Origin of the sequence: Anoxybacillus sp. FSL W8-0382 (assembly GCF_038003845.1) — a bacterium.
Lineage (GTDB): Bacteria > Bacillota > Bacilli > Bacillales > Anoxybacillaceae > Anoxybacillus > Anoxybacillus flavithermus_G.
The window spans coordinates 186,796-202,500 of record NZ_JBBOPX010000001.1; the positions used below are offsets into that span (position 1 = coordinate 186,796).

Annotated in this window: 14 protein-coding genes, 6 tRNA genes and 2 pseudogenes; 18 read left to right on the forward strand and 4 right to left on the reverse strand. The window is 42.4% G+C overall.

The window, feature by feature from the left end; genetic code table 11:
• The first annotated feature begins 51 nt into the window (after positions 1–51).
• Positions 52–1,176, forward strand: coding sequence for an IS4 family transposase (locus NSS60_RS01070; RefSeq protein WP_064214406.1), 1,125 nt, complete (start codon positions 52–54; stop codon positions 1,174–1,176).
• A 125-nt stretch (positions 1,177–1,301) separates the two neighbouring features.
• Here NSS60_RS01070 and NSS60_RS01075 read toward each other — a convergent pair whose 3' ends face one another.
• The 3 genes and pseudogenes from NSS60_RS01075 to NSS60_RS01080 all read right to left on the reverse strand — a co-directional run.
• Entirely contained in the window at positions 1,302–1,685 is a 384-nt protein-coding gene (locus tag NSS60_RS01075) for a Ger(x)C family spore germination protein (protein WP_445290606.1), read from the reverse strand.
• Complete coding sequence (locus NSS60_RS14925; protein WP_004888735.1) at positions 1,609–1,851, reverse strand: hypothetical protein; 243 nt, start codon at positions 1,849–1,851, stop codon at positions 1,609–1,611. The genes NSS60_RS01075 and NSS60_RS14925 overlap by 77 nt, the downstream gene beginning before the upstream one ends.
• Positions 1,838–2,280: pseudogene (locus NSS60_RS01080) on the reverse strand (spore germination protein); the annotation flags it as partial. The pseudogene NSS60_RS01080 and the gene NSS60_RS14925, both read right to left, overlap by 14 nt.
• 451 nt (positions 2,281–2,731) lie before the next feature.
• Here NSS60_RS01080 and NSS60_RS01085 point away from each other — a divergent pair.
• The 10 genes and pseudogenes from NSS60_RS01085 (at position 2,732) to NSS60_RS01130 (ending at position 14,054) form a co-directional block, all read left to right on the forward strand.
• Positions 2,732–3,775: a D-alanine--D-alanine ligase gene (locus NSS60_RS01085; protein WP_004888737.1), complete on the forward strand. Its 1,044-nt coding sequence runs from the start codon at positions 2,732–2,734 to the stop codon at positions 3,773–3,775.
• Between the two features lie 9 nt (positions 3,776–3,784).
• Positions 3,785–5,161, forward strand: coding sequence for a UDP-N-acetylmuramoyl-tripeptide--D-alanyl-D-alanine ligase (locus tag NSS60_RS01090; RefSeq protein ID WP_004888738.1), 1,377 nt, complete (start codon positions 3,785–3,787; stop codon positions 5,159–5,161).
• A gap of 137 nt (positions 5,162–5,298) precedes the next feature.
• Positions 5,299–6,696 (forward strand): annotated as a pseudogene (locus NSS60_RS01095) (DEAD/DEAH box helicase); the annotation flags it as partial.
• A 65-nt stretch (positions 6,697–6,761) separates the two neighbouring features.
• The gene (gene acpS, locus NSS60_RS01100; RefSeq protein WP_004888740.1) at positions 6,762–7,124 is read left to right on the forward strand and encodes a holo-ACP synthase; all 363 of its coding nucleotides are present in this window, start codon (positions 6,762–6,764) and stop codon (positions 7,122–7,124) included.
• 74 nt (positions 7,125–7,198) lie between these two features.
• The gene (locus NSS60_RS01105; protein WP_004888741.1) at positions 7,199–8,218 is read left to right on the forward strand and encodes a LolA family protein; all 1,020 of its coding nucleotides are present in this window, start codon (positions 7,199–7,201) and stop codon (positions 8,216–8,218) included.
• Between the two features lie 93 nt (positions 8,219–8,311).
• A complete protein-coding gene (gene alr, locus NSS60_RS01110; RefSeq protein ID WP_088223580.1) occupies positions 8,312–9,484 on the forward strand; it encodes an alanine racemase in 1,173 nt (390 codons plus the stop codon).
• A 205-nt stretch (positions 9,485–9,689) separates the two neighbouring features.
• Positions 9,690–10,970 carry an RNA-guided endonuclease IscB gene (gene iscB / locus NSS60_RS01115; protein WP_340720589.1) on the forward strand — a complete coding sequence of 427 codons (1,281 nt, stop codon included), beginning with the start codon at positions 9,690–9,692 and terminating at the stop codon, positions 10,968–10,970.
• A gap of 224 nt (positions 10,971–11,194) precedes the next feature.
• On the forward strand, positions 11,195–11,476 hold the full coding sequence (locus tag NSS60_RS01120) for a CopG family ribbon-helix-helix protein (protein WP_003398486.1): 282 nt from the start codon (positions 11,195–11,197) through the stop codon (positions 11,474–11,476).
• 4 nt (positions 11,477–11,480) lie between these two features.
• Positions 11,481–11,831, forward strand: a complete 351-nt coding sequence (gene ndoA / locus NSS60_RS01125; RefSeq protein WP_004888744.1) for a type II toxin-antitoxin system endoribonuclease NdoA — start codon at positions 11,481–11,483, stop codon at positions 11,829–11,831.
• Positions 11,832–11,888: 57 nt separating this feature from the next.
• Positions 11,889–14,054 carry a Tex family protein gene (locus NSS60_RS01130; RefSeq protein WP_035018396.1) on the forward strand — a complete coding sequence of 722 codons (2,166 nt, stop codon included), beginning with the start codon at positions 11,889–11,891 and terminating at the stop codon, positions 14,052–14,054.
• On the opposite strand, the gene cmpA is transcribed toward NSS60_RS01130, so the two are convergent.
• Entirely contained in the window at positions 14,049–14,162 is a 114-nt protein-coding gene (gene cmpA / locus NSS60_RS01135; protein WP_012573928.1) for a cortex morphogenetic protein CmpA, read from the reverse strand. The genes NSS60_RS01130 and cmpA overlap by 6 nt on opposite strands.
• A gap of 72 nt (positions 14,163–14,234) precedes the next feature.
• Between cmpA and NSS60_RS01140 the strand changes: the two genes are divergently transcribed.
• The 7 genes from NSS60_RS01140 to NSS60_RS01170 all read left to right on the forward strand — a co-directional run bounded on the left by NSS60_RS01140 (position 14,235) and on the right by NSS60_RS01170 (position 15,622).
• Positions 14,235–14,690, forward strand: coding sequence for a SprT family protein (locus tag NSS60_RS01140; RefSeq protein WP_004888746.1), 456 nt, complete (start codon positions 14,235–14,237; stop codon positions 14,688–14,690).
• 277 nt (positions 14,691–14,967) lie between these two features.
• Positions 14,968–15,042 (forward strand) — tRNA-Asn (locus NSS60_RS01145).
• A gap of 2 nt (positions 15,043–15,044) precedes the next feature.
• Positions 15,045–15,137: transfer RNA gene (locus NSS60_RS01150), tRNA-Ser, on the forward strand.
• Positions 15,138–15,153: 16 nt separating this feature from the next.
• Positions 15,154–15,225, forward strand: a tRNA-Glu gene (locus tag NSS60_RS01155).
• 39 nt (positions 15,226–15,264) lie between these two features.
• Positions 15,265–15,337 (forward strand) — tRNA-Val (locus NSS60_RS01160).
• Positions 15,338–15,345: 8 nt separating this feature from the next.
• Positions 15,346–15,421 (forward strand) — tRNA-Asp (locus tag NSS60_RS01165).
• Positions 15,422–15,547: 126 nt separating this feature from the next.
• Positions 15,548–15,622: transfer RNA gene (locus NSS60_RS01170), tRNA-Gln, on the forward strand.
• Positions 15,623–15,705: the final 83 nt, after the last annotated feature.

Genomic DNA, 15,705 nt, shown 5'->3' on the forward strand with positions numbered 1-15,705 from the left:
TAATGGTTGGGTGGTAGTAAACCATCCAAATCCAATACAAAGGACAAAACCATGGATAAGTTTACACGAAAAACATCATTTGAACAATGGTTTTCACCGATTAATCGTCCATTATTTGACGACCTAGTGAAAACACATCAATTAAATCACTATACCAAGAAACTTTATATGGCTTCATTTATGAAACTGCTTTTGTATGCCCAACTCCATGAAACCGAGAGTTTACGGGCGTTGAGTGACGCTGTCTTTTTAGAAGAATTACAACGAGCAACGGGATTGGAATCGATTAGTTTTTCACAGTTAGGGAGACGAATCAATACCATCCCAACTGAGTTCTTTCAAACGATTTTTCTCGATTTAGTGGCACAAATTCATCGGAAAACCAATTTCCAAACAAGAAGAAAAGTGACAACGCCTTTGAAAATCATTGATTCGAGTACATTACCGCTTAATTTGACCAATCATAAGTGGGCAGAGTTTCGAAAGACAAAATCAGGAGTAAAGCTTCACTTACGACTTGTTTTTATGGAAAAAGGACTCTCCTATCCAGATAAAGCCGTACTCACGAATGCCAACGAACATGATCGTGGTCAACTAGAAGTATTCGTGGATGACAAAGAATGCATGTACGTGTTTGATCGTGGTTACTTGGATTATAGGCGCTTTGATCAAATGACGGAAGATGGCTATTTCTTTGTGACCCGTTTGCGTAAAAACGCTGTTGTCCGAGTGTTAGAATCCTTTTCGTTACCAGAAGATTCACCCGTATTCTCTGATGAAATGGTTGTCATTGGAACACCACAAAATCGTTCTGAAAACGTGTTTCGCTTACTCAAATTGCAAGATACAAAAGGAAATGAGCTTCATTTACTGACAAATCGGTTTGACATTGACGCAGATGAAATTGCAGAAATCTACCAATCACGTTGGGCAATCGAACTTTTTTTCAAATGGATGAAACAACATCTGAACATTAAAAAGTTTTTTGGTCACAGTGAACAAGCTGTACATAATCAAGTGTACGTAGCCATGATAGTGTACTGTCTGAATGTTTTAGCTCAGTTGAACACGAATAGCGAACGCAGTTACTTACAAATTAGTCGCTATTTGAAGGCTTCTTTGTGGAAATCCGCTCACATTTGGTTACGAAAAATCGAAGGAAACAGCGTCCCATAAAGGTTTGCCAGTCGTTGTTGCACAAGTCATAGGTTATAGTAAAAAAATGGATGTATACTACCCTCGCTTAGGTGTTTTCGTTTTTTCTCTAAAGTCCAGAAAAAATAAAACTGAAAATTCAGACATCATTTATGCGACGGTAGTGGCTTCGGTTGAATAAATGAACTTTGTTCGTCAATGTCTTTCGGATTGGCAAGTAATGAGAAATATGGCGAATAATCTAAAAACGGTGTTGTCTCAAACAATTGTTCAATCGGTTCCTTTGTTGCAAAGGTCCAAACCGTATGGCGAATTTCGTTGTAACGATCAAGTACATCAATGACCTCGCGTACGAGCCCTCGGTTGAACGCTCGTTCTGTAAAGACGATTCCTTTAATATGCCCCCACGATACCCCTTGTTGAACCGCTTGATATAACCGATCCGTCGCCACGTTAAACGTCTCTCCCGTTGCTTTTCCGATCGTAACGGTTGATTTTTCTCTTCCGCCCCTCCGCTTCGACTTTTGCAAGCCATGAAAAGCTAATAAGTTGAGCATAAACGACGACTTGTCCGTCTTCATAGTCCACACCGATCGCATGAATGTAAGCGGGATGGTCAATTTCTTTCATTCCCCAACAGCCGGCTAAACATAAACAACAAAAAAGTAAAGAAATAACCGAGTCATGATTCGTCACCGGGTGTATTATCGTTTGTTTTTAACATGCTTGGACGACGTTTAAATTTTTTCCATACGCCTGTAATCACTACTTTCTATATATCTCCTGTTATTGGGGAAAGTGGTGCTAAACAAACGATGTTAAATTTGCGACATAAATAAGAACAAAAAACATGGATGCGACAAATCCGAAAAGCCCGAGCATAGATGAAGCAGCAAGAACGATAAAACGTAAAATCGACACCGTTCCAGCAAGCGATTGATTAGCGAGTGTAAATGTCGCAATAACTGATGTCGCCATGACGACAAGCGTACCTGGTCCTGATAAACCTGCGTTTATTGCTGCTTGCCCGATAATTAAGCCCCCAACGACCGATAACGTTTGTCCGATCGCAATCGGAAGCCGCATCCCTGCCTCTTTAAAAATTTCAAATAAGCTAATCATAATAGTCGTATCTTTTAATGTCACAATGCTAACGATGAGTAAATATATACATGTGACAGAAGCGATAAAATAAGCAATTGGAGCTCCGGTATTTTCTTTTAGCCATTGAAAGATGTGCGTCTGTTGCGATTGTTTTATCGGAAAATAAACGAGAGGGAGAAACATGACGAGCAATATAAGTCCGATGACGGTTGATATCCATGCATTCCGCCCGGCGATTTCAAGCAAAACAGGAATGATAATCACATGGTTCATTAGGCCGATGGATAACATTAAAACGAATAACATTTGCACTGTATTCATAACCACACACTTTTTGTCCAATTGTATTTTCATCGTTTCCAAGCAGGGAAATAATATGCATCGTCACCATCTAGGCTTGCTTCACCATATAAATAAAAAAGTAGTTGTGCTACAATAAATGAAGTGAATGAACAGTTGAGGAGGAACAAACATGAAAATCACATTAGGTGTATTATACGGCGGCAAATCTCCTGAGCATAAAGTATCGTTGCAAACCGCACGCTCTGTTATTAATGCGGTAAATAAAGAAAAATTTACGGTTGTTCCGATTTACATTACGATAGACGGAGAATGGTTGCGCGGCGAGGCGATTGAAGGGGAAGTGCAAGATGTCAAACAACTAGCGTTTCAACACGGTTTACCAGCGCTCGCTTCGATTGCGAATGGCATTGATGTTATTTTCCCTCTTTTACACGGACCGAACGGAGAAGATGGAACGGTACAAGGGATGTTAGAATTATTAAACGTACCGTATGTTGGAAACGGTGTGTTAGCATCAGCGGTTGGCATGGATAAAGTCGTTATGAAGCAATTGTTTGCTCAAGCAGGATTAAACCAAGCCCGTTACGTCTTTTTCTTAAAAAAAGAATGGGAAAAACATAAAGAAACCGTATATGAAACGGTAGAACGTGAGCTTGGCTATCCGTGTTTTGTCAAGCCAGCCAATGCTGGTTCGAGCGTAGGAATAAGTAAATGTAAAAACCGTGAGCAATTACAAACAGCGTTTCAAGAGGCGTTTCGTTACGATCGAAAAGTCATTGTGGAAGAGGCGATTGTCGGTCGTGAAGTGGAAATTGGAGTGATCGGAAACGATGAGCCGATTTGTTCTGTCGTTGGGGAAATTGTGCCGAAAAAAGAGTTTTATGATTACGAAGCAAAATATGTCGATGGAAATACAGAGTTAGTCATCCCAGCAAACATTACGAATAAAGAATATGAAACGATTAAACGAATGGCGCTTACTGCCTTTAAAACGCTCAATTTAGCCGGATTAGTTCGCGCTGACTTTTTCTTGACAGCAGCTGGAGGGGCGTATATTAACGAAGTCAATACGATGCCGGGCTTTACGCCGTTCAGCATGTTCCCGCTCTTATGGAAACATACAGGTGTATCGTATGAGGAATTAATTGAACGCCTCATTCAACTGGCGATTGAGCGATATGAAGAAAAACAAAACATTACGTATGTACTTTAAGGTGATCATATGATTATACGTTCATTAGCAGACATTCAAACGATGATTCCTGGAAGTATAATTGATGAGCGATATGCTTCTGTTATGATTCATGGTGTGTCGACAGATACGCGCACAATCGAGAGAGGAAACTTATATGTTCCGTTAAAAGGAGCTACATTTAACGGTCATGAGTTTGTTCGGCAGGCGTTTGACAAAGGGGCAACGGCTGCGCTATGGAGTGAACATGAGCCGAACGCTCCGAAAGATGTGCCGCTTATTTTTGTAGACGATTCGCTCGTTGCGCTGCAACAGTTGGCTCATGCGTATCGAAAACAACTTCGTACGCGCGTCATCGGCGTGACAGGAAGCAACGGAAAAACGACAACGAAAGATATGATCGCCTCTTTGCTGGGGACATTGTATCGTGTACAAAAAACGGAAGGGAATTTAAACAATCATATCGGTGTGCCGCTGACACTTCTTCGTTTAAAAGAAGAAACAGAGTATGCGGTCGTTGAAATCGGGATGAGCGGTTTTGGGGAAATTGAGTTGCTCTCTACCCTTGCCGAACCAGATGTTGCGGTCATTACAAACATTGGTGAATCGCATTTACAAGAGCTCGGTTCACGCGAAGGAATTGCAACGGCGAAGTTTGAAATCGTGAAAGGACTACAACGTGACGGTTTATTGATTTATCACGGAGATGAGCCGTTGTTGCAAGCGCGCGTGCAACAATCCTCCCTTTCGTATGTTCAAACGTTTGGAATGGAACCGACAAACGATTATTATCCGCTAGACATTCGTGTTCAAGCGGATGGAACGACGTTTACGGTAAATGGTTGGCCAGACGAAACGTTTCATATGCCGCTTCTCGGTCGCCACCATGTCATGAACGCGCTAGCCGCGATGGCGGTTGCACGCTTCGCTTCCGTCGATGTGGCTCATATGAAAGAAGGGTTTTCGTGCTTAACGGTAACAAAAATGCGTACAGAAGTCGTGAAACGTCATGACGGAGTGACGGTGATTAACGATGCATATAATGCAAGCCCGACGTCAATGCGAGCAGCCCTTGAACTGCTTGGACAATTGACAGGATATCGTAAAAAAATAGCAATTGTCGGGGATATGCTTGAATTAGGCGAACAAGAAATCGCTTTTCACGAACAAATTGGTCGGATGCTTGATCCGCAAAAAATAGATTACGTATTCACGTACGGAGTGCGCGCAAAGGCGATCGCCGAGCAAGCAAAAAAGCGGTTTGGCGAAGGACGTGTTCGTTCGTATGAAGAGAAAGCGGAATTAGCCGCAGATGTGCAAGCAATTATGGAAGCGGGCGATGTCATTTTACTCAAGGCATCTCGTGGTATGAAGTTAGAGGAAATCATTTATTTGTTAAATGAATAAAAAAGAGGCGTTCAATTTGTTGAAAACATATGCATAAAATGGTATGATGGGTGAGAGCTGTTTACGGAATGAATTTCAACAAGGCACTTCCGTCTATACGGGAATGCCTTTTTTCGTAAGTTATTTGAAGAAGGAGTATGAAAAAATTGGTTACATTTAAAGAATTTGGATTGAGTCCAGAATTGATGAAAGCAGTTAGTAAAATGGGATTTGAAGAGGCAACGCCGATTCAAGCGGCGACAATTCCGCTTAGTTTGCAAAATCGTGACGTTATTGGTCAAGCGCAAACAGGAACAGGAAAAACAGCTGCGTTTGGCATCCCGCTTATTGAAAAAATTGATATGAACAACGATGCGGTGCAAGCAATCGTTGTTGCACCGACACGAGAACTAGCGATTCAAGTATCGGAAGAGCTATATAAAATTGGTTCAACGAAGCGCGTGCGCGTTTTGCCGATTTATGGGGGGCAAGATATTGAACGACAAATTCGGGCGTTAAAAAAACACCCGCATATTATTGTCGGTACGCCGGGGCGCGTGCTTGACCATATTCAACGCCGCACGCTCCGTTTACAAAATGTGCATACGGTTGTGTTAGATGAAGCGGATGAAATGTTAAATATGGGCTTTGTCGAAGACATTGAAGCGATTTTAAGCCACGTGCCGACAGAACGTCAGACGCTTCTTTTCTCAGCGACGATGCCAGAGCCGATTCGCCGCATCGCTGAACGATTTATGCAAAATCCAGAGCTCGTTCGCGTGAAGGCGAAAGAAATGACCGTTCCAAACATTGAACAATATTACATTGAAATTCAAGAAAAGAAAAAGTTTGATACGTTAACGCGCTTATTAGATATTCAATCTCCTGAGTTAGCGATCGTTTTCGGAAGAACGAAACGTCGTGTCGATGAACTAGCGGAAGCGCTCAACTTGCGCGGCTATACAGCAGAAGGCATTCACGGAGATTTAAGTCAAGCGAAGCGTTTATCTGTATTGCGTAAATTTAAAGAAGGTTCAATTGATATTTTAGTTGCCACAGATGTAGCAGCGCGCGGTTTAGATATTTCTGGTGTTACGCATGTATATAATTTCGATATTCCACAAGACCCAGAAAGCTATGTTCACCGCATCGGCCGAACAGGACGTGCGGGCAAAACAGGCATGGCGATTACGTTTGTTACACCACGTGAAATTGGACAATTGCATCATATTGAAAAGACGACAAAGCGGAAAATGGAGCGGATGAAACCGCCAACGCTAGATGAGGCGCTTGAAAGTCAACAGCGGGCAGCGATTGAAAAACTGCTTACGACGATTGAGCATAACAACTTATCATTTTATAAACGTGCAGCTGAGGAATTGTTAGAGGAGCACGACTCTGTTTCGCTCGTTGCTGCGTGCATTAAAATGTTAACGAAAGAGCCGGATATGACGCCGGTGCAGTTGACAGAAGAAATGCCGATTATGAAAAAAGAGAAAAAGCGGCAAGTCCAAACGCGCCAACGTCGTAGTGAGACGCGTGGACGCGGAGCGAAAACACGTACAAAACGATAGGAGCTGTCTGAACAGATAGCTTCTTTTTGTTTGTTGGAGGGGTATGGATGATTGTTGGGATTGGCATCGATATTGTAGAGTTAAGTCGTATAGCTCATTTGTTAGAAAGGCAACCGAAGTTTATAGAACGCGTGTTAACAGAGAATGAACGTATGCGTTTTTTCGAATTGTCGTCAAAACGAAAAATTGAATTTGTGGCTGGACGATTTGCGGCAAAAGAAGCGTATGCGAAAGCGTTAGGGACGGGGATTGGTACACATGTTTCTTTTCGCGATATTGAAATAAACAATGACGAAAACGGCAAGCCGTATATTATTTCTCCATCCATAGATGAACGTGTGCACGTTTCGATTTCACATAGCGAACATTATGCAGTTGCGCAAGTAATCATTGAACGCTTGTCAAGCTAGTCTGCATATTCTCCCGTTTCACCTCATATGATGGCTTATGAAGGGAGTCCAAATGAGGTAAAGGGGTTGAAAACATGAGACGAACATGGCTTTTTTGGTGCCTGCTTCTTTTTATTGTAGGCAGTTTGGCCGCTTGCGGAGAAAAGTCGCAACAAGATGTATTAAAGGCGCTCGATGAGAAAGTACAAACGATGTCTGGGTACAAAGCCGAAGCAAAAATGACGCTGCAAACAGGGACGGAGCCACAAGTATATGAAATTGAGATTTGGCATAAGTCTCCAAATTATTATCGCGTGAACTTGAAAAACGCCCAGCGTGATCAACATCAAATGATTTTGCGCAACGACGAAGGAGTATTTGTATTAACGCCTGCACTAAATAAAAGTTTTCGTTTTCAAAGCGACTGGCCGCAAAACGCAAGTCAAGTATATTTGTATGAATCGCTCGTAAAAGACATTTTAGCTGATACGAAAGCGGATTTTAAAGCGACAAAAAACCATTACGTGTTCCAAACGAAAACAAATTATGAAAACAAAAAAATGTTACCGAAGCAAGAGATTACGTTAAACAAAAAAGATTTAACACCGGTAAAAGTGATGGTCATGGATGTCGACTCCCAACCGATGTTAACAGTTGAATTTTCCAAAGTTGAATGGAATGCTTCGTTTGATGATAACGCTTTTGATGTAAGTAAAAATATGACAAGAGCGAAGTTAGAAAATGAACAAGAAGCGACGACAGCAGCAAACCAACAAGCAGCGCCGATCATGTATCCGACATACGAACTCGATGGTGTGAAACTTGCTGAAGAAAAAGAATTTACAACGGCAAATGGCAAGCGGATAGTGATGACATTTGCTGGGGAAAAGTCGTTTACGCTTGTACAAGAAAAAGCGCACGCTATACCGACAGCGAACGTATCGACAACGGTTAAAGGTGAGCCTGTTGATTTAGGGTTTGCCGTTGGAGCGATGGCAAACGGCACGTTGACGTGGACGTATAAAGGTGTCGATTTTATTCTCGCTTCACAAGATTTAACGAAAGAAGAAATGGTTGCGATTGCCCGTTCGGTGCAAGGGAAGGTTATGAAGTAAGACTCGCGCGGCGAGTCTTTATTTTTTGTTGACATGATGCAAGGGCAAAAGAAATAATCAAACGTGAACATATTTTTAAAGGGGCTTTGAAGGATGGAGCAAGCATTTTACCGCGATACATGGGCAGAAATTGATTTAGATGCGATTTTTTATAACGTACAGTCAATGAAACAGCATGTTGGATCTCATGTTGAAGTCATTGCTGTCGTGAAGGCGAACGCTTATGGACATGGGGATATTCAGGTGGCGAAAACAGCGCTTGAAGCAGGTGCAACACGTTTAGCCGTCGCTTTTTTAGACGAAGCGCTCGCTTTAAGAAAAAAAGGCATTTCTTTAGACGTACCGATTCTCGTACTTGGGGCAACAAACCCTCAATATGCGCCGTTAGCCGCTAGTCAAAACATTGCGCTAACTGTTTTTCGAGCGGATTGGTTTGAACAGGCGATCGTGTATGCCCCGTATGAACAACCGTTGAACGTTCACATGAAGTTAGATACAGGGATGGGGCGATTAGGAGCGAAAACAAAAGAAGAAGTACAGCAAATGATACACGCAATCGAACAGCATCCTAGTTTCATACTCGAAGGAGTATACACACATTTTGCAACAGCTGATGAACAAAATATAGACTATTTTTCGTTTCAATATGACACGTTTCTACACATGCTAGAATGGTTGTCGATTAAGCCACCGCTCATTCATTGCGCCAATAGTGCAGCAGGACTACGTTATCCCGATCGTATATTCAATGCGGTTCGTTTCGGTATCTCAATGTACGGATTAGCACCGTCGCAAGAAATGAAATCATTGTTACCTTATCCGTTAAAAGAAGCGTTTTCGCTTCACAGTCGCTTAACGCATGTAAAAAAAGTGAAAGGCGGAGAAAAAATAAGTTACGGAGCGACATATGAAGCAGAGACAGATGAATGGATCGGCACAGTTCCGATCGGTTATGCTGACGGGTGGTTACGTCGGATGCAACATTTTTCTGTGCTCATTGATGGAAAACGTGCCCCAATTGTTGGACGGGTTTGTATGGACCAAATGATGATTCGTTTGCCGTATGAGCTTCCTGTCGGTACAAAAGTGACGCTCATCGGTGAACAACAAGGGGACCGTATTTCCGTTGATGATGTTGCCGCGCATGTAAATACGATTAATTATGAAATTCCTTGTACAATTAGTTATCGTGTTCCCCGTATTTTTTTAAAAAACAAGAGTATAATTGAAGTCAACAACCCAATGACTAAAGTCATGGGCTTGTAAGCCCCATGTTGACCAGACCAAGGCTTGAAACAGAGCCTACGTTATAGATGTCATGACACGTTCGGGTGCTTCTCCAGCCCGTTCCTCTGTCGTGCAAGGTTAAACAAGCGTGGTGGGTAGCGCTAGTGTCTTGCACATAACAAGCATCTATAACATGGTCGAGGAGAATATGACCTGCTTTATGCAGAGGAAAGGGGAGAACCCTATGGTTTTTGTGTTAGACACAAACAAACGTCCGCTTGCTCCTTGTCACGAAGCAGTTGCAAGAAAGCTGTTGAAACAAGGGAAGGCGGCGATTTACAGGCGATTTCCATTTACCATCATCTTGAAAAAATCAGTAGACGAATCAGAAATTAAAGCAACATATCGGCTAAAAATCGACTATGGAAGCAGGCATACAGGATTAGCGATTTTGCGAGGACAAGAAGTGGTATGGTTAGGGCAACTTGACCATCGCACAGACATCAAGGAAAGAATAGATAAAAGGCGTGCTTTTCGTCGAGCAAGACGAAATCGAAAAACAAGATACAGAAAACCACGCTTTCTGAACCGCAAGCGAAAGGAGGGGTGGTTGCCGTCATCACTAGAGAGTCGTGTGCAAAATATCCAAACATGGGTTAACCGCCTAAAGAAGTTATGCCCCATTGGGTATATATCATACGAAAATGCCAAATTCGACACGCAACTCATGCGAAATCCTGAAATCAATGGTGTAGAGTATCAACAAGGCACGCTACAAGGATATGAAGTACGGGAGTATTTGCTTGAAAAGTTTGGGCGGAAGTGTTGTTATTGCGGAAAAGAAAATGTTCCACTTGAAGTGGAGCATATCATTCCAAAATCGAGAGGTGGAACAGACCGAGTGGATAACCTATGTCTTGCCTGTCATGACTGTAATCAGCGCAAAGGAAGTAAGACAGCAGAAGAATTCGGGTATCCGCACATTCAAAAGCAAGTCAAAGAAACATTAAAGGATACAAGTGCTATCAACTCGACAAGATGGAAAGTGTATGAAGTGTTAAAGCAGACAGGATTAGATGTCGAGTGTGGAACAGGTGCACGAACAAAAATGAATCGTATTCGTTTAGACTTGCCGAAAACACATTATTTTGACGCTTGTTGTGTAGGCGAAAGCACAACAAATCACTTATATTTCAAAACAAAAGAAGTGTTATTTATCAAGGCAAAAGGGCGTGGTAGTCGCTCTCGTACAAACCTAGATAGATATGGCTTCCCAAGAGGTTATCTTGCAAGACAAAAGTTCTTCTTTGGCTTCCAAACAGGGGACATGGTTAAGGCTGTTATCCCAAGAGGGAAATATCAAGGCGTTTGGTTTGGCGAAGTCGCATGTAGAAAGACTGGAAGTTTCGATATTAAAGGCAAGGACGGTAAACGTATCGCACAAGGAATAAATTATAGATATGTCCAAGTCATTCAGCGATTTGACGGATATGCTTATGGAAAGGGGGTGGCGGAATTTGCGTAAGGTGCAATTCCTCCCCGTGCCTAAAGGCAGGGGCTTCCTTGCGTAAGTTTCGTGAGAAATGCGGTATTATAGTAGATAGGTGCAAGGAGAACGGTATTTTTCGAAAAATTTCTACAAAAATTCAACAAATGATGCTGGAAATGACTTTGCATCGCGAAGATGAAATGGTATGATGTAAATTGGGAGCAACTATGTGGTTGTAGTTTAGTTGGAGGTGTGTGTTTGTGTCTGAATCCAGCGCAACAACAGAAATTGTTATTCGGTTACCACAGGCGTTAGTGAGCGAATTAGATGGAATTGTGAAGCAAGAAAACGGCAGCCGAAATGAACTGATTTATCAAGCGATGAAAATGTACATCCGTGAGCGGAAAAAACGTCAAATTCGAGAAGCGATGAGACGTGGGTATATGGAGATGGCGAAAATTAATTTGTCGCTTGCGTCGGAAGCTTTTCTTGCGGAATATGAAGCTGACCACACCGTTGAACGCTTAGTTAGCGGGGGGTAATCTTTTGATTGTCAAACGTGGTGACGTGTATTTTGCCGATCTTTCTCCAGTAGTTGGATCAGAGCAAGGGGGCGTGCGCCCTGTGCTTGTTATTCAAAATGACATCGGGAACCGTTTTAGTCCAACCGTCATCGTTGCTGCCATTACTGCGCAAATCCAAAAAGCGAAGTTGCCTACACATGTTGAAATCGACGCAAGGCGCTACGGATTTGAACGGGACTCTGTCATTTTACTTGAACAAATTCGGACGATTGATAAACAACGTCTGACAGATAAGATTACCCATCTAGATGATGAGATGATGGATAAAGTAGATGAAGCGTTGCAAATTAGTCTCGGTCTTATTGATTTTTAATATGCTGGAAAAATAGCTACGTTGTGTAGCTATTTTTGTTTAGGGGAGGAATTTTGTTTGGAGCTACTAAAGCAACTAGCTGCGCAATTAAACATTCCATTTATACATGTACAACACGTCATCCAACTTCATGAGGAAGGGAATACGATTCCGTTTATTGCGCGCTACCGAAAAGAAATGACTGGTGCGCTCGATGAAGTGCAAATTCGCACCATTTTAGATGAATGGAATTACTTGCAAAACTTAGCGAAACGAAAAGAAGAAGTGATTCGTTTAATCGATGAACAAGGAAAGTTAACGGATGAGCTGAAAGAAGCGATTACAAAAGCAACGAAACTGCAAGAGGTGGAAGATTTATATCGCCCGTATAAACAAAAACGACGAACGAAAGCGACAATCGCAAAAGAAAAAGGGCTAGAACCTTTTGCAGAATGGTTATTAACGTTTCCTAATGAGTCAATTGCAGAGCGAGCACAATTGTTTATTGATGAGCAAAAAGAAGTACATACGATCGAAGAAGTGATCCAAGGAGCGAAAGATATTATTGCTGAAAAAGTGTCAGATGATGCAGCCTTTCGGCAATGGATTCGTCAACAAACGTGGGAAACGGGCACTATTGTTTCTTTTGGGAAAGAAACGGAAAAAGACGAAAAGCGTGTATTTGAAATGTATTACGACCACCGTGAACCGATCGCCAAAGCACCTGCTCATCGTATTTTAGCGATGAATCGGGGTGAAAAAGAAGGAATTTTACGCATTGACATTGACGTAGATACGGACCGAATGACTGCATACATTCGTAAACAAATCGTAACGAACGAACAAGCATCGGCCGCTCCCATTGTTGTGGAAGCGATTGAAGATGCATATAAACGTTTAATTGCTCCGTCAATTGAACGGGATGTGCGAAATGAGTTGACAGAACGCGCGGAAGAACGAGCGATTCACATTTTCGCTGAAAATTTGCGTAATTTATTGTTACAACCACCATTAAAAGGGAAAGTTGTTTTGGGAGTAGACCCGGCGTATCGAACAGGATGTAAGTTAGCTGTCGTCGATGAAACGGGAAAAGTACTTCATATCGATGTCATTTACCCGCATCCTCCGAAAAATGAAGTTGAAAAAGCAAAAGAAAAATTAAAGCAATTACTTCATACGTATCAAGTGGAGCTAATTGCCATTGGGAACGGAACGGCATCGCGAGAGACAGAGCAGTTTGTAGCCGATACAATTTCTGAGTGGGACGGGAACGTGTTTTATTTGATCGTCAATGAAGCAGGGGCAAGTGTATATTCTGCATCAGATTTGGCGCGTAAAGAGTTTCCGCATTTGCAAGTGGAGGAGAGAAGCGCTGTCTCGATTGCCCGTCGTGTGCAAGATCCACTTGCTGAATTAGTAAAAATAGATCCAAAATCTGTTGGGGTCGGCCAATATCAACATGACGTGTCGCAAAAAAAGCTTGAGCAATCGTTGCAGTTTGTTGTTGAAACAGTAGTCAACCAAGTTGGTGTGAACGTTAATACTGCTTCTCCAACGTTATTGCAATATGTATCGGGCCTAACAAAGACGGTAGCTGAAAACATTGTGAAATATCGGGAAGAGCACGGGAAGTTCTCGAATCGCACGCAATTAAAACATATCCCACGCCTTGGCGCGAAAACGTACGAACAATGTATCGGGTTTTTACGTATTTTAGATGGGGATGAGCCGTTAGATCGCACACCAATTCACCCAGAGCGATATGAGGAAGTGTACCAACTGCTACATCGCCTTGGCTTTTCAACAGAGGCGATTGGAAGTGAGCAGTTGCGAGGGGCGCTTGAAGGAATTAACATCGAAGAGGTAGCACAAGAACTGAATATCGGCACATTGACACTTCAAGATATCATCGATGCATTGAATCGCCCGGAGCGTGACCCGCGTGATGATTTGCCAAAACCAATCTTAAAGAAACATGTGTTAAAGATGGAGGATTTAAGAAAGGGAATGGAGTTAGAAGGCACCGTACGAAACGTCGTCGATTTTGGGGTATTTGTAGATATTGGTGTGAAACAAGATGGACTTGTTCATATTTCGAAACTAAGTACGCGATATGTCAAACATCCGCTTGATGTTGTGTCTGTCGGAGATATTGTGAAAGTATGGGTTGATTCGGTCGATTTACAAAAAGAGCGCATCGCTTTAACAATGATTCCACCAACATTGGAAAACACACTGTCATGAGCAGTGTGTTTTCCGATAAAAAAACCAACATTGATTAAGAAGTTTAATTTGTGCGCGATTTTTCTCATAGTATGCACGCCGCATTTGATTTTTTAACCACATCGGCATAATGATCACCTTCAAATTGTTTTTTATTATGTTATGAGTAAAAGAGCCCAATGGTGAAAGGACGGAAGCAAAATGGATGAGTGTGAATTACAGGCGCTTGTTGAGCGCATATCGTTGGATGTATTCCATAAACCATTTCGTCATCGTGCGGTATTTAATGATCGATTACGCACGACTGGTGGGCGATATGTGCTTTCTACACATCATATCGAACTAAATAGAAAATATTATGAGCAGTACGGAGAAGAAGAACTCATTCAAGTCATTAAGCACGAATTATGTCACTATCATTTGCATCTTGAAGGAAAAGGCTATCGCCATCGCGATCGTGATTTTCGCGAATTATTACAAAAGGTACAAGCTCCACGTTTTTGTAAGCCTATTGTATTACCGAAGAAAGGGAAAACGTATTATTACGAATGTACATCATGTCGCTACATGTATGTGCGAAGAAAAGCAATACATACAAATCGATATGTATGTGGCTTTTGTCGTGGGAAATTGAAAAAAATAAAAAGAGAGTGTTGACAAGCCAAATCTTTATATGCTAAATTATAAAGGCCGTCGTCATTCAGCGAGAAATTGGAATAAAAAAAGGCGGTTGACAGATCAAAAAAGAGTAAATATAATATAAGCAGTCCTAATGATTGAGTTATTCCGCAGTAGCTCAGTGACGAGCGATACTTCGTCGACTAGGCTGCGAGTTGCCTCGACGCATTGATCATCACTGATTAGACGAGCAGAGGAAGAGGCAGTAAGTTTAATTGAAATCATGCTTAAGGCATATGAGTCACTTGCTTTTTATTCCGCAGTAGCTCAGTGGTAGAGCACTCGGCTGTTAACCGAGCGGTCGTAGGTTCGAATCCTACCTGCGGAGCCATTGGAGAAGTACCCAAGTGGCTGAAGGGGACGGTTTGCTAAACCGTTAGGTCGTTCTTTTACGGCGCGCGGGTTCAAATCCCGCCTTCTCCGCCACGAAGATGATAAACATGGCCCGTTGGTCAAGTGGTTAAGACACCGCCCTTTCACGGCGGTAACACGGGTTCGAATCCCGTACGGGTCATCTTTTGGAGTGCTCATTTTGTTCACTCCATTTTATTTCGGAGGATTAGCTCAGCTGGGAGAGCACTTGCCTTACAAGCAAGGGGTCGGCGGTTCGATCCCGTCATCCTCCACTCTTTGTGGTCCCGTGGTGTAGTGGTTAACATGCCTGCCTGTCACGCAGGAGATCGCGGGTTCGATCCCCGTCGGGACCGCCATTGTTTTGAAAATATTATATCAATGTCGGATAATTTCCCGAATTTCCTGACAGAAATTCTTGAAATTATCCTGCGGTGTTAACTCATGAAGCATATTCGTAGAAGTATTTCATGAAGTTATATCAATGGGCTATAGCCAAGCGGTAAGGCAACGGACTTTGACTCCGTGATGCGCTGGTTCGAATCCAGCTAGCCCAGCCATGAATGTGATGAGCCATTAGCTCAGTAGGTAGAGCACGATCGATTTAGCTTCTTTGAAAAGGCAACAGCGTACCGCTCGAGCT